Consider the following 18,660-nt stretch of genomic DNA (forward strand, 5'->3'; position numbering starts at 1 on the left):
GGGCCCGCGCAGCGCCTGGAACCCGACGGCTGTGGAGCTCGCGACGCTCCAGGCCGCACACGACGAGCTGCAGAGCGCGCCGGACGACGCGTCGTTCATGCGCAGCGACGCGGTGTTCCACCTCGCCTTGGCCCACATCAGCGGCAACCCGTTCCTCGTACGCGGCATCGAGGAGTCACGTCAGTGCTGCCACCCCGCGCTGGCACTGCTGCCGGAGAGCGGCGCCTTCCACGACGCCACCATCGCCGAGCACCACGAGATCCTGGCGGCCGTGGCGGCGCGCGAACCCGCCGACGCCGAACGCGCCATGCGCGCCCACGTCGAACGCAGCATGTGGAGCGTGCAGAAGCTGCTGTCCACGCTCAAGGAACGCCACCCGGACGCCCCTCGCTGACACCGGACCATCGGGCATGATCGGCCGATCACCGGCGACGAAGGCCTCGGACGAGCTGTGCCGGGTGAGTACCTGCACGATCAGGCCGCTCTGCTGAGCAACGGGTCGAGCACGTCGCGCAGGGTGAATTGGTCCCGAACGTCACCCCTGTGGCGGAGATCAACTCGTGACTGCCCGGCGCCCCTCTTGGCGGCCGCCACCGGTGCGGCAGGAGGACAACCACAGCGTCGAGTCGCGGGCGTTCCGGCCGTGACCGTGTCGAAGGCGATCCGCTTCGTCGAGGTCACCCAGGAGGTTCTTCAGCGGATCGTCGCCGAGCGCTACGCGGAGGTCGAATTCGCCCGGACCACACATGAGGTGTTCACCTCGCTGAACATCGCGTGCGCCTCGTCCACGGACATCGTCACCCAGGCGTCTCAGCTCGCATGTCCTCGCCCTCTGCCCGGCGGGCATGCCCACCGCGCCCTGGTCGCCCAGTGGGCGGAGCGGTCGGGACGGCAGGAGGCGGATCCGGCGGCCGAGGGGTGGGCGTCCGTCGAGGTGGGGCTCGGCCCGGAACGGTGGGCGCGGCTCGTGCTGCCCGAGCGCGTGCGGGATCGCGCGCGCGTCACGATGGTCCTCGAACGCGTGGCCCAGTCCCTGCGACTTCAGCGCATGATCCAGCAGGAACGTGATGTTCTCGTAGGGCAGGCACACGGCGGGCTGCTGGACGATCTGCGTGCCGGGCGTATCACCGACGACAGCGAAGCCCTGGCGCGCGCCGAGGCACTCGGGCTCACGCGCGGCGCGCTGTACGTGCCGATCGTCGTCCGTGCTCGCTGGGAGGTGCCCAGGGACGTGCTCCGGCGGGGCGAGCGCGACCGTGGGTTGCTCACCGCAGTGCGCGGCGCCATCACCACCGCCGGGCCACACCGCGATCGTCTCCCTGCCGCGGGAAGGCACGGTGACCGCGGTGTTTTCCTGCGCCATCGCGGAATCCGCGCTGGCCGCGGTGTGTGACAACCTGCGGCATCAGGGAATCGGGCGGCTCGTCGTCACCATTCCGTCCAAGGGGAACTTCGTCTGCGATGTCGGTGCCGGCTCGTCCTAGATACGTGACGCAACAGCTCTGGTGTTGGAGGCCGCCGCCGTCGTTGACGAGGCATTGGCCGGTCATCAGTGCGGCGTCGGGGGAGTCGAGGAACGCGACCAGACCGGCGAAGTCGTCAGGGGTGACGTGCTCCTGCGAAGACCTGGTTCGCCGGAGCGGGCGCGTGTGCCGGGGGTCGCGACCTGCGGGGGCATGACCGCGTTGATGGTGATGTGGTGTTCGCCGAGCTCGCGCGCCATCACGCGGGTCATGCCGATCAGTGCGCCCTTGCAGGCGACGTAGGCGAGCTGGCCGGGGCCGCTGGTGAAGGAGGTGGTCACGGCGGTGTCGGTCCCTTCGGGCCAGGCGGTGCGAGGAGCGAATATGGAGCCGCGGATGTTCCTGTTGTTCGGTCAGCTGTCCGTAACGTGCCGAAACTGCCCCACCTTTGTGCAGGCGATTCTCTGTTTCCCCAGCTCAGCGTCTTGGCTGGGGGTCAGGGGGTCAGCTGAGCCTTCCGGATCCTGCTGATTTGGCGTTCTGAGCCAATGCTCGCCGCCATGGAAGCGGCCCTTCCGAGGTGATTGGCGGCCTCTTCGCGTTCATCGTGCTTCAGCAGAGCGAAGCCGAGGTCGACGCGGAGGCCGATTTCGGCTCGGGCGAACGTTGGGTCCAGTCTGCCGAGCGCCGAGGTGAGCACCTGGACTGCTTCGGGTTCCCCCACCTGCGCGAGAGCGTGACCGCGCCATCGGGCGAGGTGGACGTCGTCGAGGGCGAGGTACGGTTCTGCGGGCTCGTTGTCGCTTGGCGGCAGGAGTGTCGCGGCTTGGTCGAACGCTCGAAGGGCCCGTGAGCGATCGGAACTGCGGGCCAAGGCCTCCCCATGTGCGGCTGCGAGCCAGGCGCGGAGGTGGCGGCTCGCGGTGCGCTCGGCGGTACGCCGGGCGGCGGCGAGGGTATCGACGGCAGCGTCGATCTCGCCGATGTCCAGCAGCGCGAAGGCTTGCTCGGCTGATGCGTGTGCGAGCCGTTGGGGATCGTTCGACTCCAGGGCTGCCGTTTTGGCCTGCTCGTAGTGTCGCCAGGCGTGGTCGGGGTTGCCGGTGTCGAGGGTCTGCCAGCCGAGCAGGGTGCACAGCTCGGCGAGCAAACCGGCGAGTTGCTGTCGTGTGCTTGGTGACAGGCTGTGGGTGAGCAGCCGGGAGACCTGGCCGACCTTGATACTCACCTCGTCGCGGACCACGATTGCGCCAAGTTGGCGGTCGAGCCGGCGGATCTCGTCGAGCTGTCGTTTGAGGATGGCGATCACCTGGGGGTCGACTCGGCTGGACGATCGGAGGCGTTGCCGTAGTTCGTCCTCGGTGCCGCTCTCGGGAAGGTGGCCCTCGTCGCGTGGTGACAGCAGCTGTTCGATGGGGAGGTCGAAGATCCGTTCGAGCAGCCGGGCGGTCGCCGGCCGGGGGAGGCCGATCGGCGATCCATCGCTTTTGCGACCGCTGATCAGCCGCTTGAGGTTGCGCTCGCTGAGGGTGCCGCTCTCGCCTGTTCGCCGGGCGAACCGGCTGGCGTAGTCGAGGAACTCCGTCAGTGTCTCGCCGCGTTCTCGAATCTTCAGTTCGAGCACCGTCCGAGCCGGTTCGCGATGCGCTCTCATTTCGTCCTCCTGCCGCGCCTTGGCGCGATATGGCCCGCTAGTGGCCTCCTGATAGCACCCTGCCGCCGATCAGCTGATGCAAAGCTGATATCGAGTTTGGCACAGCTGTTTCTCCTGATCGAGCTGATATTCATCCAGCGATCTCATCAGCTCGAAGGGAGTTGCTGGAGGGGAGGTGGACATGCCCACTGAGTTGCTCTTGGCGAGGCCGGTCGCGGGTTCGGTGGGAGAACGCGAGCGGGTGGCGCATTTGATTCCGTTGCCGCAGGAACCCGGGAGTCCTGCTTACTTGCATGCCTGCTGTGGAGCACGGTTCGGGCCGGGCGAGCTGGAGTTGCTGGATCAGATCGCCGGCATGCCCTGCGAGCCGTGCCTGGTGAAGGCTCCAAGAGTCGAGAGCCCGGGGTTGGACCAGCTCGGCCCGGGGATCTTGGCGAGGCTGGCAGCGATCGAGTCGCGACTGGAGTCGTTCTCCACTCAGCTCGCTTCCGTCCTCGAGCTGGTTGCCAGACCGGATCGCAAGGCTGACCACGAGGACAACCGAGATGGCTGAGCTCGAGCCGTTCGATCCCTCAGCTTGTCCGCCCGGGTACCTGTATCAGCAGTTGGCGGACTACGTCGCTCGGCTGATCGAGGCCGGACGACTCCCTCCGGAGGCCCCGCTGCCCTCGGAGCGGCGGTTCGCTCAGATGTACGGCGTGTCGCTGGGCACAGCCCGGCATGCCACCGAGCTGCTCCGCGAGCGCGGTCTCGTGGTAACGGTGCCGTCGAAGGGGACGTTCGTGTCGGGTTCTCGGGGCGAGGCTGTTCTCCGCGAGGATCGGCAGGATTCTGTTCGTGGTGACGAGGTTGGGCAGGTGCCGTCACAGCCGTCACATGGACAGTTTGAGCAGGTCAATGGGGGTGGCAACCCGTCACGAGCGGTGTGACACCGTGACGGGTTGCCGAGACGGGTCAGGTGTCCTCGTTCCACGACTCGATTGCCGCGCGGATCGCGCGAGTGGTGTAGCCGCGGACCTGCCGGACGGTCCCGCTGTCATCCGTGACCCGTCCTCGTTCCGGCGGGCACCCGAGCTCGCCCATCTGGCGCCCGAACGCAGTCGGTTCCACGTCCAGTGCCTCGACCAGTTCGGCCGTCGGGACGAAGTCGCGCTCGTCCAGATCGCGACCGAGGTACTCGACGACGGCGGCGAGAGGCTCGGGCAGCTCGGCTTGCGGCCGGGGCTGCGCGCCTCCGACCGCGCGGGCTACGCGCGCGTAGTCGAGGATCGGGATCGCGTCCTGTCCCGCAGCGTGGCCGGTCAACGTGCCGGCCTGTTCGCGCAGCGTCCTGCCCCGGCGGCAGATGGCCTGCCAGTCCTCGTTCGGCATGTAGTAGGTCCGAACGGTCATGGCCAGGGTGTCTCCAGAGGACTGCGTTTCGCCGTCGGGTCGCAGGATCCCGACACCTTTGTGCGAGGGGAGCAGCCTGCTGCTGTCGTAGCCTCGGGTGTTCATCTGTTCGCCGAGCACGATGTTGCTGTCCCGCCAGTCCATGACCCGCAGCGCGAAGCGAGAGCCGAGGACGGCACGCAGCCCGGACGGGATGGTTTTCGAGTCCGGCCGCTGGGTGGCCAGGACCAGCACTATGCCCGCGGCAGGTCCCTTCTTCGCCAGCCACGTCAGCAGTTCGCCGACGTACTCACCGGCCGTGAGCTTCTTGCCCTGCACGTCAACCGGGGTGCGATCCTCCAGCGGAACTTGAACCTCGTCGATGAAGATCGCGGTGATCGGCATGTCGAGCGCGGGATCGCGGGAGATCACCCGGGTGATCTTCGATTCGGGGCAGATCTCGTCGTCGAGCTGCCGCATTCGCCGGTACCGACCCTGGACCTCGCCGACCAGTTCGACCAGCCAGTTCTTGAGCGCGAGGACGTGCTCGGGTTCGTCTCCGGACATGAAGCGGTGGGCGACCTGCGCGGCGGCGTCCCAGTCCTTGCCGGCCTTGAAGTCCGCGATGTACAGGCGCGTCCACGGGTCGAGGATCAGACCGGCGGCGGCGAGGCGGGCGGCGAACGTCTTGCCCTGGCGAGGGATGGCTCCGACCAGCAGCGAGGTCCACACCAGCGGCAGGTCGATCCGCCGGTTGCGGGCGTCGCGTCCGAACGGGACTGGCTGCCAGGCGTCCCATCGCTCCGCTTGCAGCAGCGGTGTTCGCAGGGGAGGGGAGGCGTAGGGGTCCGTGTCGGCGACCCACAGCGCTACCCGGCCCGCGTGCCCGCCGTTGCCGCGGACACGTTCGACGATCAGCTGGACCTCGTCCACCGCCAGCGCCGACGCCAGGGCCTCTCGATTCTTGATCACGTCGGCGGCCTTGCGAGTGGCGGGAAGGTCGACCGTGACGGCCCAGCCGTCGCCGACCCGGGTGGCCCGCTCGACCAATCGCAGCATCTCATCCTTGCCGATCAGCTTGGCGTCGCGGAAGGCGTCGACCAGAACCTGCGGATCCATCGTCCAGGTCAGGGTCCGCGGACCGGCAAGCGCTGGTTTGCGACCAGGGCTGCCCTCCTTCCTCCGGCCGAGGACCGCGAGCCCCACAGAGCCGGCAGCCATCGTGAGCCAGAGCGGACCCGGACCCCAGATCAGCACGATCGCCAAGCCGGCCAGCATCGCGGTGGCGATCACCGCCCCGGTCACGCGCCAGCGGAAGAGAGTCAGCGCGCGGATCTCGATGAACTTGTCCGCCAGCTTCTCCTGGTGCTCAGCGGCTTCCCGGTACTCGCGCACCGTGACCCACCGCCGCCACCACCGCAGGCCAGCGATGGCACCTCGAACGACGGCGCCCACGTAGCGCCAAGGGGACTTCAGCAGTGCGACGATCAGATCTTTCAGCGCTTGACGGGCCTGCGCCTTGGACTTGAGTGTCGCGGGGACCCGTGGCGAGATCAGCCACCAGCGCCTGAGCCGATGCCACCGTGAACGCGGCCGCGGTTGGGGCAGCGTGTCGTCGACCAGTTCGGCGTCGTACACGGGCTCGGCCTTCTCGACCGCTTGTGAACGCTGCTGATCGTTCATGGCCGCACCTCACGAGCCAGAGCGTTGGCGAGCTGGGGCGACAGGCCGCGCGAACAGCCCGTCACCTCCCGGATCCATGCCGGACTGATCGTCACGTCGGGTGTCCACGCTGCTCGGGCCTGCTCGAGATAGTCGTCAAAGGACTTCCGGTGCTTGCTCGAAGTCCGTTTCGGACGCGGCGCGGAGGACGGCTTGTGAACGGTGCGGGGGCGCCGCTCGCTTGCCTCCGTGAACGCCACTGACGCGGCTTCAGTGAGCTTGTCGCGTAGGTCGGTGACTGCTTCGGCGGCGGCGAACACCACCAGCGGTGGCACCGAATGCAGGACCACCGCAGACACCGATCCTGCCGCGTACGACGACCAGGTGTTCATGACGTAGGTCGCGGCGAGCGTGAGCCACTTCGCGCACCGGACCCAGCGGCCGGTCCGGACCTGATATCGCGAGGTGACCTGCTCGGCGCGCAGGATCGCCAGAAGCACCAGGGACACGGTGGGGTCGAGCAGCCAGGCGATCAGCCACGGCGTGGACCACGGGGCCGACCCGGCGGCCGCGAAGTGCTGAACATTGGCCATCGTGAACGCGAGGCCCAGCGCGATGCCTGTCCAGCACAGCCGGTCGACCTGCTTGCGGACCCGCTCGACCTGCAGAGCGATGACGTCCGGGTGCGTCTGATAGGCACGAACTTCCGCCGCCTCCGCGGCGTCTCGGGCGAGGCGCTGGGCACGGGTGAGGTCGGCGGGTGGCCGCCGCGGGGCGGCCACCCGGTTCTGACGGTCCGTCTGGTTCATCGCCGATCACCTCGCGATCGCCTGGTGCCGAGGTCGGTGACGGTCAACGCGCGGGTGAGGACATAGGCGGCGATGAGGTCCGGCAGCGCCAGCGCGACCAGCCGCAGCGTGGTGTCGGTGGAGTGCGTGAACACCAGCCACTGGATGCCGACCAGGCCGGCGGTCATCAACAACACTCGTCCAGCCAGTGACACAACCCGGGCGCCGTCCCGTGCCCGTTCGGCGGCCTTGCGGGCGCGGCGCGCGCCGGAGCGCCAGACCATCAGGAGGAGCAGAATGCCACCCGCACCGACGACCATCTGGGAAGTCGTGAGGTTGACGTTCATCGGGAGCCTCCCCGCGGGTGCTGACGTCGCCACTGCCAGAAGTGATGCACCTTTCGGCGGTCGGTGTCGGCAAGACCGCCCCAAACGCCGACGGTGTGCTCGCCGGCGACGCGGAGTTCCAGTTCGAGGCACGAGTTCACGACCGGGCAGCCCGCGCACGACCAGGCCGCGAGTTCGCGGTCGGGCTCGGTTTCGCCGGACAGATCGGGCATCTCGTCGCGGTCGAACATCCAGAAGCACAGGCCCTCGTGGGTCACGATGTCGGCGAGAACCTCGTCTGGAACGGGGGCGAAGCGGTCCAGGCGCTTGGCGATGGCGGCGTAGTCGTCGGGGGTCATGACGCACCCCCGGCCAGCCGCTCGATGGCGCGAGCCGTGCGCCGCTCGGCGGCCATCCGGGCCACGTCGACGCACCCCCCGGTCTCGGCGGCCTCGGCGATCAGCTTGTCCAGGGCCGCGGCCGGCACGACGTAACGGCTGCGGACCCGGACAGCGGGGAACGCGTCGTCCCGGATGGCGCGATAGAGGGTGGCCGCGTCGACCCGGAGGATCCGGGCCGCTTCTTTGACGGTGTAGAAGGCCGGGCGGCCTTCATTGGGCATAGGGGTACTCATGGAGGATTCTTTCAAATGATTTCGGCGGGAATATGAGCTGATATCAGCTCGTCGTGGCGTGCGATGGATCCGAATTGGCGACGCAATGTGCTACTTGCGCCGCGGAAAGCGATCAGGCGCTAACCTCGGCTCCGAGGCGGAGCACGGAGGAATAGGTGACGGAGAATTGGGCGGCGGTCTCGAAGGCCATCAACGAGCGCGTGACCGAGCTCGGGTGGAAACAGCGAGAACTCGCCGAGCGATCTCACGTCTCCCAGGCCATCGTGCGGGAGATCCAGCACCACACCGTCGAGCGGAAGCGCAGCGCCCGCACCCTCGAAGCGCTGTCCCTCGCGCTCGGGTGGCATCCCGGTCACCTCAACGCGATCCTGCGGGGGCGAAAGCCGCTCGCCCCTGGTGAGACCGGCGACGAGCCGCTCGACCAGATCATCAGCCGGCTCGGAACGATCGAAGACCGGCTGGACACGATCAGCGAGCAGCTCGCCTCGCTCACCGCGAACGTCGCCGCACTGATGCGCGATCGTCGTGATCGGGGCGCCTGAGGTGTTTTCCATGCCTCAAGGAAACGGCAGCGGAAGCTATTCGCGCAGGTGGCCGCGGTTAACGCGGACGCCATTAACTCGAATTAACCTTGCAGGTCAGCGCGGTTATCCGGAGCGATTTGACTGATGCCGGCGACAAAGCTTCAGGCGGTTCGCAAGAGCCTCGGATACAAGGCGGCCGACGTCATCCGGCGGATGCGTCAGCGTGCCGATCAGCTCGGCATGCCGATCATGTCCGAGGGCAGCCTGAAGACGAAGTTGTCGGAGTGGGAGAACGGGCACTCGGCGGTCAGCGAGCCGTACCAGCGCCTCTTCCGGGACGTCTACGGGCGGACCAACGAGGAGCTGGGCTTCCCGCCCGAGGCTGACGACGGGGAAGCGCTCGAGCTGCGAGCCCGGCTGGCGGCCGCGCGCAGTGTCGATGCGGAGACCATCGATCGGTTCCGGCGGCAGGTCGACGACGCCCGGCACGTCGACCGTCAGTACGGCGGGGTCGTGCTCCTCGACCAGCTACGCAGCCACATCAAGCAGCTCGAGCGGCTCCTCGGCTACAGCACCGTCCGAGGCCACCGGGAGGCCCTCTCAAGGGTTCTCACCGAGGCCTCGACCCTGGCCGGCTGGGTCGCCCTCGACCGCAACGCCATCGTCCAGGCCTGGGACCATTACGAACGCGCCAAAGCCGCCGCCCGGGAAGCGGGTGATCAGGCAGCACTCGCACACGCGACAGCGGAGCAGGCGTTCGTGCTGATCGATCTCGGCGAGACCGTGCAGGCTGCCGAGCAGCTCGAACACGCCCGTGCGCTGGGAGAGGGCGTGGTGCCGCCGCTGCTGCAGGCCTGGCTGTCCGCCGCGCACGGCGAGGGCTTGGCCGTCGTTGGCCGGCGCGACGAAGCGCTGGCCGCCTTCGACGCCGCCGACGTCCTGTTGCCCAGCGACCCGGTCGACGCCGCCCTGCCGTTCCTGTTCCTCGGCGGATCACACCTCGACCGCTGGCGAGGCAACGCGCTCGCGCGCCTCGGAGATCCTGACGCCATCGACCACCTGACTCAAGCGCTTCCGCGACTCCCGGCGACGTTTGTCCGGGCGAAGGTGGGGATGCTCGTGGACCTCGCTTTCGCCCACGCCGCGGCTCAGGACCGCGACGGCGCGCTCCGCTACGCCCGCGAAGCGCGCCGCCTTGGGCAGCAGATCAAGTCCGACCGGCACCTGCGCCGGCTGCAGGGCCTGATCCTCCCCGGCTGATCAGCCCCGGCGCTCGGCCATGTAGTAGAGCAGCGAGACCAGAGTCCCGGAGCCCAGCAGCTGCTGCCGCTGTGCCAGCTCGGTGACCCGGGAGAGCGGCACCCACTCGATGCGGCCGACCTCTTCGGTGTCGGTCGGATCGCCGACGTGGCGCGCCTCGCGCCACAGGTAGACGTCGATCGGCGCGGTGACCTGCCCCGGCAGGGGTTCGAAGCTGATCAGGTGCTCCGGCTCGCCGACCGGCTCCCAGCCGCTCTCCTCGGCCGCCTCCCGCGCCGCCGTGATCGCTGCGTCCTCGCCGTCGTCGACCATGCCGCCGAGCAACTCGTAGCCCCACTGCTCGGTGGCGAAGCGGTAGCGCCAGAGCATCAGCGCCTCGTCCCGGTCGTTCACGATCAGCGCGATCGCGATCCGAGCCAGGTGGACGACGTGGTAGTCCCAGCGCTCCCCGTTCGGCGCCCGGACATCTGTCAACCCGACCTTGACCCACTTGTTGTCGTAGACCAGCCGCTCACCAAACGTCTCCCACGACCCACGTTCCTCAGCCACGGGTGGCAGCCTACGGTGCCGGGCTTGCCGGGCGAGCGGACGAGCGGTGACTCTCTGGGGTCGGCGTCGGTATGCGGGTGGTGCTTCGTTACCCAATTTGGAGCAGTTCGATGTTCTGCGACTACAGCTTCAGTTCGTGTTCGACTTACCGGCGGGTGACTTCCGCGTATCTGTCGGTCTTGTCTCCTACCCTGATCTTCAGGGAGGTCTCGATGTCGACTTTCGTGCTGTTCACCCACGAAAATCGCCTGCTCGATCTGGCCAAGCTCAACGAGCGGGATTACACCCTCATCAGCTCTATGCACGGCCAGATCAGCCGAGGTGACCGAGTGCTGCTGTGCCAGCAGGCGTCAGGGGACGGTGAAGGCGCTGAGATGTTCGTGAAGCGGCGCAACGACCGATACTTTGCTGCCCACTTTCCCGGCAGCCGGTGCGCCGAAGTCCATGCAATCGAGCGTGAGTCGGACGAACATCGGCGGCAGAAGGACTACTGGCAACGGGCCGCGGAGGACGCCGGCTATCGGGTTTCCCAGGAGTATCGAACTGGAGCCGGCACGGTTCTCGACGTCGCGATCGAAGGCCCCCGTCTGACTGGCGTCGAAGTGCAACACTCAGCGTTACCCACTCGTCAGGCCAAAGCGCGAACAACGCGATCGTTTCGAGCGGGATGGCTGCCGGTGTGGTTCCTCGACTCCGACCACACACCACCGTGGTTCCACAAGGTGCCGACACTCGGCTGCAACGAGATGCCCTGGAGCTCGATGCCTCCCCGCCGGTCCGCCACCGCGCTCGGCGCCAGCAAGTTCGTTGCGGAGGTGTGCAACCTGCACAACTTCGATGGTGTCTGTCCGGCCGGCACTCCAAGACGCCCGAAGCGACCGTGCGGGAGCTACCACCCGAAGCGGCAGCCGTGGTTCGGCCTCACCGTCGACGATGTGGCTGAGCTGCTTCCCGCGGAGAAGATCGTGCCGCTTCGCGTTGGCCGCGGTGACTACACCTGGTCGATCTTGAGACGCGAGCGCTATATCAGGAGCTTACGGGCGAGAGCGGTGATTACAGTCCTGCCGGCTCACAAGGCCGGGAAAACCCGCGTTGACGAGTACGTATTGCGCGAACCCGGTCCATGACCAGGTCCTGCCCGAAGGGCCGTTGTGCTTCAAGTGCGGCCGAAATGCCGTCGGCAGCGGAGGCGTGCTGTGCACGGGCTGCCTCACCCGTCTGCAAAACCGACCGGCGAGTAGCTACTACGACCTGACGTGATCTTGAGTCAACGCTTCCTGCGGCGCCGGTGACGAGAACGCACATACTCGGGTTGCCAGGTGCGTATTGCGGTGCTGCGAGGCCAGCTCGATGCACGTGCGCGAGATCGGCGACAGCGGTTCGGACTTCAGCCGCTCGCGGGACTCCACCCACAGGGTCAGCGGTTTGAGCACGACGGCGCAGGTGAAGACCCGGAAGTCGCCGGCCGCCGCGAGCTGCCGCGAAGGACCGGAACGGCTCCTCGTGCTCGTAGTCGATCGGGCAAGGGAGTTGCCGTCGTGCTCGGGGTTGCCGAGGAACTCTTCGGAGTACTCGCGCTGGATGTTGCGCCACAGCGAGAAGTCGTTGGCCTGGTGCGCGGGCGCGAGGGCGGCGGGCTGGAACACCCCGGCGGGGATGACGTGGAACATGCCACCGGCGACCGCGGTGGCCTTGGCGTCGCGGCGGTGCAGGTACATCCGGTGCCCGTCGATCGGGTCGCGCCGGATGGTCAGGGTGTTGATGCTGAGCGGCATCGGGCGGGCGAGCAGGTCGAACGGGTCGGCGATGTGGCGGCGGAGCGGCAGGTGAGCCGGGCTGGGCCGCTTCCGGCCGGCGCGGAGCCAGGCGTCGGCGAACTCGTGGGCCGCGGCCTCGCAGACGTCCAGCACGTCGAAGTAGGTGGTGTAGCTGAACCCGAGGCGGCCCTTGTCACCGGTCCAGTCGACCTCGGCGAGGCGGTAGCTGACGCGGTTGTCCAGCAGCTTCGGCCGGGCGAGGTCGCGCAGGGCGCGGGAGTAGAGCCGGAACCGGTCGCCGTCCGCGGCCAGGGGCGGACGCACTCGGTCTGCTCGATCCCGCCGGTAATGGCGGGCTTAGGCAGCGCCTCGGCGAGCCAGTACAGCTCGATGTCGGACAGCTCGACCGGCTCGGAGGGCAGCCAACCCGGCTGGGTCAGGACCGTTGTGTCGGGGATGCGGTGGGCCTGCGGATACAGCTCGGAGGCGAGGTCGCCGAGCCGGGCGCGGTTGGCGTTCAGCTCGCGCCGCACGAGCTTCCAGTGCTCCTGGCTCTCGTGTGGCGCGCCGGCCGAGCTGACCTGCCCCGGCTTGGGGACGGCGTCGGCTGAGTGGTCCGGCAGGACACCCAGCCGTTCCGGCGGTATTTGCAGCTTGGCCGCGATCGACCGCAGCTCGGCAAGGCCGGGCACGAGCTTGCCCTTTTCGACCTTTGACACCCAGGACTGCGTGGTGTTTAGCAGGTCAGCGGCTTCCTGCTGGGTGAGGTTGTGGTGCTGCCGGTACCAGCGGATGACCTCGCCGGCATCCGACCCGTCCGGGGGAGCGGCGACAGCTTGAGCCACGTGTAGCCACCTTCCACTTTTAGCAGTATCTGTCACGTCTTTGCCCAAGCTGTCGTTGCTAATCTTATCCATCCACATTAGTTGTCGTTGTTCGAGATTCGATTGAATAAGTACTCTACGAACTCCGAACCTTTCGCACTCTTGTCGTCGGAGTAGCCGTGCATATCTCCGAATTCGTAGTATGCGTCTCTCAGTTCGCCCAGAAGGAAGGGGAGATCCGCATCGGCGACCGAGGTGTCTTCGTCGGCAATCTTCGCCAACTGCTGTGGGGCGTAAACCTTGCGGCCGTGTAGCCTCATAGCCGCCAACATAGCCAGGTGGAACCGCAAGTTGTTGCGTTCTTGGGGGGTAGTGCCGGCCCCTTCTGTGAGCAAGAACCCGTCTATCTCCCTTTGTGCTTTTGCTAACCATAGGTATACGGCAAGAGGAACCTTGCTGGAGAAGATTTTCTGATAGTCCTCGTCTCGTTTAAGGAGGCTCGAAGGGCGGGCGCGAGAGTTGTGGGGCTGACTAAGTCCCATAGCCATTACGGCTTGGGCGAGCAAAGGAATGCTCACGATTCTCTCAGGGCTCTTGCCTATATTTCGATAGTAGTTCTTGCGGCGATCGTAATACCATCCGTTGCCGCTGAAGTACGTTTCGATGGAGCGTTGGATATCGTCGGTCGCGCGGAGGGAGGCGGCGGGAACGGATGTCTGCCGGTTGGTTGCGCGTATAACCAGGTCTCGTGTCGCCGGGTCCTCGGTGACGAGGATTCTAACTAATACGGAGCGGCCGAATGCTGGATGGTCGGCCGGGGCGGATGAGAGATACCGGTGGATAGTGTGCGAGGACTGCAAACCATTGACGATTTGGACGTCATCGAGGGAGTATGTCTTCCCGATAATCGTTGCACGGGAGCAAATGATAGTGATTCCGTTGTTTAGCCACCAGAATTCAGGTGAGGAGGCGCTGTCGAGCGAGTCGGCGATCTCCTTGTTTACTTCAACATCGCCTTGATAGTCTCGCACGTTCCAATCGAAAATGTGTCTCCGAAGTCCGTTGTTCTCGTCTGTCAGGAAGTTGAAGTAATCGCGAAGGCTTACGAGCGCAACGTGACTAGTTCCACTTGTTGCACTTTCTTTATAACTGAGCTGAAGAGTGTAGGACGGCTGTCTGCCAGCCCGTTCCCACAACTCTGCGCCGCCTAAGAACTCGACGGAACCTTCACCGCCGGCGGCGGCATTGCTGAAATCCACCTCAAGGTCGCGGGCTTTCAATTTGACTCTGGTGTTGATCTCACTGGTGCGTCCGCGAGTTGCATATACAAACTTGATTTGAACCTTGGGGTGTCTTGTTGCAAGTTTCTGAAGCGCGGTCCGAAACAGTGTTAATCGAGCAATGAGATCGCGAGAGTAGTACTCGGCGAGGTCGTCCTCATCCTCTCCTAGGTTGAGTAATCTGCGAGTTGAAGAAGTCGCCAGATCGATCGCGGTTTCGGTGAAGGATGTTTCTCGTTTTGCTTGCACCAAGATTAATCGAAGGGATGTCCCCTTAGCCACCTGAGAAGCTTTGAAATCCTCCTGGAAAATATCGCTGTCCTCGGCGAGAAGTGTGTCACCAAGCAGGACGTATACCCCATCGATGGCGCCGTCTCCGCCGCCGCCGACGACGCCGGCTTCGACCTCCTCGGCGGACAGGTCCTCATCGGCAAGAGCGCACTCACATGCGAACACTTCGAACGCTGTCGCCTCAGGTAGCGCCACGGCCCGTGCTTCCTGGCGTTCGGCGATCACTTGATCGATCAGCACCAACTGGTTGTCCTGCATGCTACGGAGAGTACCGGCGCAGCCGTTCGAGTTGGGCCACTTCGATCAGACAGGGGAGCAGCCTGTTGGTTGCTCCGTGGCGCCCCTATGGTGGTCGCCCCAAATCTGCCCCAAAGTCACGTGACGGGGCGAGAAACGCGCAGGTCGAGGTCTGTCTCGATGTCCCTCTGTAAATCAGGCGTGCTCGTGAATGCTCGCAGCTGGGCCGCATTTGCCCAGGCACTCGGCTGTCCGTGCCTAGCCACGCCGCTTCGGCATGCGAGAGCCCAGGATTTCCGCCGCCTTGCGGTCGCTTGCGGCGACCCAGGCCGCGTACACGCGCAGGGTCGTTGCCCCACCGCCGCCGTGGCCGAGGCGGCCTGCGACCGTGCGGAGGTCGATGCCGGCAGTCAGGAGTTCGGTCGCGGAGAAGTGGCGGAGCGCGTGGATGTGGGTGTCGATGGGCGGGTTGAGCCGGGCGGCCATGCGCTTGTACCGGCGTGAGATGGCGTCGGGGGAGTAGGGGACTCGGGCGTCGGCGGTGCGGGCGCTCATGAAGACGAACATGTCGTCCGTGAGCTCCACCCCGACTTTGAAGAGCTCGTCGCGGCAATATTGCTTGTGGGCGCGGAGCAGGGCGACCGTCTCGGAGTCGAGAGCCAGCCGGCGCATTTGGTGGGTCTTGGTGTCCTTCTCCTTGCCCTTCCCCTTGCTCTGGACGTAAGTACGGCGGATCTCGATTACTTCGGCATCCAGGTCGACGCGGGACCAGCGGAGCCCGGCCACCTCGGCGCGGCGCATGCCGGTGGTCATCACGAGCCAGACAAGGGTGCCCCAGTCCTCGCTCATCTCGAAGGCGGCTTCGACGAGGCGGGCCGCGTCTGCGGGGGACGGGGGATCGGGCTCGGGCGGCTTCTGCTTCGGGCGTTGCGCGATCTTGGCGGGGTTGGAGTCGATCCACTCCCACCGGACGGCGGCGTTCAGCACCCCGCTGATGATTGAGTGGATTTGGCGGACCGTGGACGCAGCCATCGGCTTGCATTCGTGCGGCACGCACTTCGCGGCGATGCAGTCGTGGTCGCCGTCCTTCTTGTGGAGTTCGATGAAGGGTTTGCCGTCGCAGCGTTTGCGGCAGCGGCGGAGTTCCGCGTAGAGCGTCTCGAGCTGGCGGGCGCCGATCTTGCTGACCGGGGTGTTTCCGAGGATGGGCTTGATGACTCGATCGATGTAGCCCATGTAACCGTCGCGAGTGCTCGTTTCCAGATCCGCAGTGCGGAGCCACTCGTCGATCGCGTAGCCGAACTTGACGGTCGACGCAGTGGAGCGTTGCTTGATGACCTTCGCTCGGAACTGGGTGAGGGTGTTCTCGGCCTTGCGCCAGGCGGCGTCGTCGGAGCCCTTGATCGTCTCGCGGAGGTAGGAGCGGCGGCCCGTGACCGGGTCGATGCCGGCGTAAAGCACCACTCGAAGGCTGTCGCCGCGCTGCTCGATGCGGCCACGCTGGCGGGCGTCAGGGCGTGTTCGAGCCATCACCCTAGGATACTCGCACCCAGGGCCGCACCCAATGATCAACTTCGGTTGATCGTCTGAAGTTGTTTCCGCTGCTCAGAACCGGTGGGCCGGGCGGGGCTCGAACCCGCGGCCAAGGGATTATGAGTCCCCTGCTCTAACCAGCTGAGCTACCGGCCCCAGGCGGGCGCACACAGCGGCGGCCCGCACCCATCGAAGGGTGAACGACAACATATCGCACGCCGACCGGCCACCACCGCGGTGGGCGGGTCACCCGGACGGCCCAGTGGTGGTGCACCTGCGGTGTCGAACCGGTCGATGTGCCCGCTTCAGCGCCTAGGATGGGTGCATGGCGGGCGGCGCGGTGCTCTGGTGGGGGTGCGGCGCCGGCCGGATCCTCGTGCACGTGCACGCCCGGAGGTAACGGCGCCGGGAGGGTACGTGAGAGGTCGGTTCGCGGAGCAGCTGTCCGAGCGGGTTCTGGTGTTCGACGGGGCCATGGGCACCGTCCTGCACGTGGCGGGCAATTCGCTGGACCGGGCCTTGCCGGAACTCAACCTCTCGAACCCGGAGCTCGTCAGCACCATCCACGAGAGCTACGTGGCCGCGGGCGCGGACGTGCTCCTCACCAACACCTTCGGCGCGAACCGGCTGCGGCTGGCCGAGCACGGGTGCTCCGTCAGCGCCCGCGACATCAACCTCGCCGCCGTGCGGCTCGCCCGGCAGGCGCGCCGCGGGGTGCACCGGACCATCTTCGTCGCCGGGTCCGTCTCCCCGGCGGTGTCCTCGTCCGCGCGGGCCGGCGTCCGCGCGGACGAGCGCGCCGAGGTCGTGCGCGAACAGGTCCAGGCCCTCGTCGACGGCGGCGTCGACCTGCTGGTCCTGGAGACCTTCGGCCACCTCGACGAACTGGTCGAAGCCATCACGGTCGCCGCGGAGGTCACCGACCTCCCGATCGTCGCCCAGGCCACCTTCACCAGCGACGGCCTCACCCCGGCCGGCGAGACGCCCCGCGAGGTCGTCAAGACCCTCACCGGCCTCCCGGTCACCGCGGTCGGCGCCAACTGCACCGTCGGCCCCCAGCACATGCTCGCGATCCTGGACGAACTCCGCGACGCCGGCGACCTGCCGGTGGGCGTGCACCCCAACGCGGGTATGCCGCGGCGCACCGGGCGGCGCTTCACCTACCCGGTCGCCCGCGCGCACTTCGGGCGGTACGCGCGGCGCTTCGCCGAGCACGGCGCCGCCATGATCGGCGGCTGTTGCGGCACCACACCCGGCCACATCCGCGAGGTCGTCGCCCGCCTGGCCGATCTGCGGCCCCGCCAGGCCAGCCCCGTCACGGCCGTGCCCAAGCCGCGCCCGGCGCCGCCCCAGAGCCCGCTCGCCCGCCGCCTCGCCCGGCCCGGCTTCGTGCTCGCCGCGCAGGTCACCCCGCACGGCGAACCGGAGGACGTGGAGCGGGTCCGCGGCGCCGACCTGGCGCTGGTGCGCGGCAACTTCGGCGAAGCGCTCCGCCTGGAACGCGAGGCGGGCGTCGACACGATCACCACCGTCACCGCCTGGGACCGGTCCCTCGCGGCGCTGCAGGCGGACCTGCTCGGCGCCCACGCGTTCGGCCTGCGCGCGGTCGTGTGCGAGACCGGAACGCCGGCACCGCTGGGCGACTACCCGGGCGCCGACGGCATCTGGGAGGTCGACTCGGTCGGCCTCATCGGGCTGCTCGCCGGCCTCAACTCCGGCCGCGACCACACCGGCCTCACCCTGGCCACCCGCACCGCCTTCCACATCGGCGCGCGCGTCAACCCCGGCGCGGAGGACCTGGACGCCGAACTGTCCCGCACCAAGGCGAAGATCGCCGCGGGCGCGCAGTTCCTCATCACGCGGCCGGTCTATGAGCTGGAGGGCCTGTCCCGGATGGTCGCCGAACTGTCCGGAGTGGACATCCCGGTGCTGGTGGCGATCGCGCCGCTGTCCGGCTTCGCCGAAGCCGAGTACCTGGCCTACGAGGTCCCGGACGTGACCATCCCGCCGCGGGCACTGTCCGAACTGGAGGCTGCCGGGGAGCGGGAGGCCGAGGTCGGGCTCACGCTCGCCGCGGAGCTGCTCGACGGGGCGCGCGACCTGGTCCGCGGCGCCGTGGTGGTCGCCGACGAGCACCCCGGTAAGATCGAATCGCTTCTGCGGCAAGAGAAATCGGCGCTTCAGCTCTGACCGGTCGCGGTGTTACCCTCGCTCGATGGCACTGTCGCGCAGGACGGTCCTGAAGCTGGGGGCACTCGGCACAGCCGGGTGCACGGTCCTCACGGGCCGCGCGGTGGCCGGTGAATCACCACCCGTCGAGCGAGCCCTGCGCGAGGCGATGCGCGAACTGCAAGGCGCGCCAGGCGGTCCGCCCGCCATCACCGTCGCGTTCAGACGGAGCCACGGCACGGCCTTCCACAGCGTCGGCGTGTCCGATTTGGCGTCGGGCCGGAAACCCCGGCCCCCCCACCCCAATCCGGTGGGGGTGCTGGGGGAGGGGGTTGTTT

General features: G+C 67.3%; 19 protein-coding genes, 1 tRNA gene and 2 pseudogenes. 9 read left to right on the plus strand and 13 right to left on the minus strand.

From position 1 onward, the window contains the following. Positions 1-31 precede the first annotated feature (31 nt). Together ABZ215_RS18995 and ABZ215_RS19000 are read left to right on the plus strand one after the other, a co-directional pair. On the plus strand, positions 32-394 hold the full coding sequence (locus tag ABZ215_RS18995; protein WP_354950488.1) for an FCD domain-containing protein: 363 nt from the start codon (positions 32-34) through the stop codon (positions 392-394). Positions 395-643: 249 nt separating this feature from the next. After that, a complete protein-coding gene (locus ABZ215_RS19000) occupies positions 644-1,393 on the plus strand; it encodes a hypothetical protein (RefSeq protein WP_354950490.1) in 750 nt (249 codons plus the stop codon). 156 nt (positions 1,394-1,549) lie between these two features. Here ABZ215_RS19000 and ABZ215_RS19005 read toward each other — a convergent pair whose 3' ends face one another. Both ABZ215_RS19005 and ABZ215_RS19010 read right to left on the minus strand, forming a co-directional pair. After that, positions 1,550-1,804 (minus strand): SDR family oxidoreductase, encoded by a 255-nt coding sequence (locus ABZ215_RS19005; protein ID WP_354950492.1) that lies wholly within the window; start codon positions 1,802-1,804, stop codon positions 1,550-1,552. Positions 1,805-1,959: 155 nt separating this feature from the next. Beyond that, positions 1,960-3,087 (minus strand): hypothetical protein, encoded by a 1,128-nt coding sequence (locus ABZ215_RS19010; RefSeq protein WP_354950494.1) that lies wholly within the window; start codon positions 3,085-3,087, stop codon positions 1,960-1,962. Positions 3,088-3,298: 211 nt separating this feature from the next. On the opposite strand from ABZ215_RS19010, the gene ABZ215_RS19015 reads away from it, so the two are divergent. Together ABZ215_RS19015 and ABZ215_RS19020 are read left to right on the plus strand one after the other, a co-directional pair. Further along, on the plus strand, positions 3,299-3,670 hold the full coding sequence (locus tag ABZ215_RS19015; protein ID WP_354950496.1) for a hypothetical protein: 372 nt from the start codon (positions 3,299-3,301) through the stop codon (positions 3,668-3,670). Further along, positions 3,663-4,046 carry a winged helix-turn-helix domain-containing protein gene (locus ABZ215_RS19020; RefSeq protein WP_354950498.1) on the plus strand — a complete coding sequence of 128 codons (384 nt, stop codon included), beginning with the start codon at positions 3,663-3,665 and terminating at the stop codon, positions 4,044-4,046. Before ABZ215_RS19015 ends, ABZ215_RS19020 begins: the two co-directional genes overlap by 8 nt. A gap of 25 nt (positions 4,047-4,071) precedes the next feature. Here ABZ215_RS19020 and ABZ215_RS19025 read toward each other — a convergent pair whose 3' ends face one another. Genes ABZ215_RS19025 through ABZ215_RS19045 form a run of 5 tightly spaced genes read right to left on the minus strand, consistent with a single transcriptional unit; the run spans position 4,072 to position 7,898 of the window. After that, the gene (locus ABZ215_RS19025; protein ID WP_354950500.1) at positions 4,072-6,171 is read right to left on the minus strand and encodes a cell division protein FtsK; all 2,100 of its coding nucleotides are present in this window, start codon (positions 6,169-6,171) and stop codon (positions 4,072-4,074) included. Then, positions 6,168-6,959, minus strand: coding sequence for a hypothetical protein (locus ABZ215_RS19030; protein WP_354950502.1), 792 nt, complete (start codon positions 6,957-6,959; stop codon positions 6,168-6,170). The genes ABZ215_RS19025 and ABZ215_RS19030 overlap by 4 nt, the downstream gene beginning before the upstream one ends. Further along, a complete protein-coding gene (locus ABZ215_RS19035) occupies positions 6,956-7,285 on the minus strand; it encodes a hypothetical protein (RefSeq protein WP_123682791.1) in 330 nt (109 codons plus the stop codon). Before ABZ215_RS19035 ends, ABZ215_RS19030 begins: the two co-directional genes overlap by 4 nt. Further along, positions 7,282-7,623, minus strand: a complete 342-nt coding sequence (locus ABZ215_RS19040; RefSeq protein WP_354950504.1) for a WhiB family transcriptional regulator — start codon at positions 7,621-7,623, stop codon at positions 7,282-7,284. Before ABZ215_RS19040 ends, ABZ215_RS19035 begins: the two co-directional genes overlap by 4 nt. Next, positions 7,620-7,898 carry a helix-turn-helix domain-containing protein gene (locus ABZ215_RS19045; protein ID WP_354950506.1) on the minus strand — a complete coding sequence of 93 codons (279 nt, stop codon included), beginning with the start codon at positions 7,896-7,898 and terminating at the stop codon, positions 7,620-7,622. The genes ABZ215_RS19040 and ABZ215_RS19045 overlap by 4 nt, the downstream gene beginning before the upstream one ends. Positions 7,899-8,053: 155 nt before the next feature. On the opposite strand from ABZ215_RS19045, the gene ABZ215_RS19050 reads away from it, so the two are divergent. Next, positions 8,054-8,440: a helix-turn-helix transcriptional regulator gene (locus ABZ215_RS19050; RefSeq protein ID WP_354950508.1), complete on the plus strand. Its 387-nt coding sequence runs from the start codon at positions 8,054-8,056 to the stop codon at positions 8,438-8,440. 126 nt (positions 8,441-8,566) lie between these two features. Continuing rightward, on the plus strand, positions 8,567-9,682 hold the full coding sequence (locus ABZ215_RS19055) for a tetratricopeptide repeat protein (RefSeq protein ID WP_354950510.1): 1,116 nt from the start codon (positions 8,567-8,569) through the stop codon (positions 9,680-9,682). Here the strand turns inward: ABZ215_RS19055 and ABZ215_RS19060 are convergent, their stop codons facing one another. After that, the gene (locus ABZ215_RS19060) at positions 9,683-10,231 is read right to left on the minus strand and encodes an NUDIX domain-containing protein (protein ID WP_354950512.1); all 549 of its coding nucleotides are present in this window, start codon (positions 10,229-10,231) and stop codon (positions 9,683-9,685) included. It abuts the gene before it with no gap. 212 nt (positions 10,232-10,443) lie between these two features. Here ABZ215_RS19060 and ABZ215_RS19065 point away from each other — a divergent pair, with 212 nt between their 5' ends. After that, entirely contained in the window at positions 10,444-11,358 is a 915-nt protein-coding gene (locus ABZ215_RS19065; RefSeq protein ID WP_354950514.1) for a hypothetical protein, read from the plus strand. A 117-nt stretch (positions 11,359-11,475) separates the two neighbouring features. Here ABZ215_RS19065 and ABZ215_RS19070 read toward each other — a convergent pair whose 3' ends face one another. The 5 genes and pseudogenes from ABZ215_RS19070 to ABZ215_RS19090 form a co-directional block, all read right to left on the minus strand. Next, positions 11,476-12,312 (minus strand): hypothetical protein, encoded by an 837-nt coding sequence (locus ABZ215_RS19070; protein ID WP_354950530.1) that lies wholly within the window; start codon positions 12,310-12,312, stop codon positions 11,476-11,478. Positions 12,313-12,632: 320 nt separating this feature from the next. Further along, positions 12,633-12,911 (minus strand): annotated as a pseudogene (locus ABZ215_RS19075) (helix-turn-helix transcriptional regulator); the annotation flags it as partial. Next, complete coding sequence (locus ABZ215_RS19080) at positions 12,911-14,641, minus strand: AIPR family protein (protein ID WP_354950516.1); 1,731 nt, start codon at positions 14,639-14,641, stop codon at positions 12,911-12,913. The gene ABZ215_RS19080 and the pseudogene ABZ215_RS19075, both read right to left, overlap by 1 nt. Positions 14,642-14,878: 237 nt before the next feature. Further along, entirely contained in the window at positions 14,879-16,150 is a 1,272-nt protein-coding gene (locus ABZ215_RS19085; RefSeq protein ID WP_354950518.1) for a tyrosine-type recombinase/integrase, read from the minus strand. A gap of 85 nt (positions 16,151-16,235) precedes the next feature. Next, a tRNA-Ile gene (locus ABZ215_RS19090) sits at positions 16,236-16,309 on the minus strand. A 261-nt stretch (positions 16,310-16,570) separates the two neighbouring features. Here ABZ215_RS19090 and ABZ215_RS19095 point away from each other — a divergent pair. Both ABZ215_RS19095 and ABZ215_RS19100 read left to right on the plus strand, forming a co-directional pair. Continuing rightward, entirely contained in the window at positions 16,571-18,343 is a 1,773-nt protein-coding gene (locus tag ABZ215_RS19095) for a bifunctional homocysteine S-methyltransferase/methylenetetrahydrofolate reductase (RefSeq protein WP_354950520.1), read from the plus strand. 25 nt (positions 18,344-18,368) lie between these two features. After that, positions 18,369-18,660 (plus strand): annotated as a pseudogene (locus ABZ215_RS19100) (hypothetical protein); the annotation flags it as partial.

Origin of the sequence: Amycolatopsis sp. NPDC006131 (genome assembly GCF_040614175.1) — a bacterium.
Taxonomy (GTDB): Bacteria; Actinomycetota; Actinomycetes; order Mycobacteriales; family Pseudonocardiaceae; genus Amycolatopsis_E; species Amycolatopsis_E tucumanensis.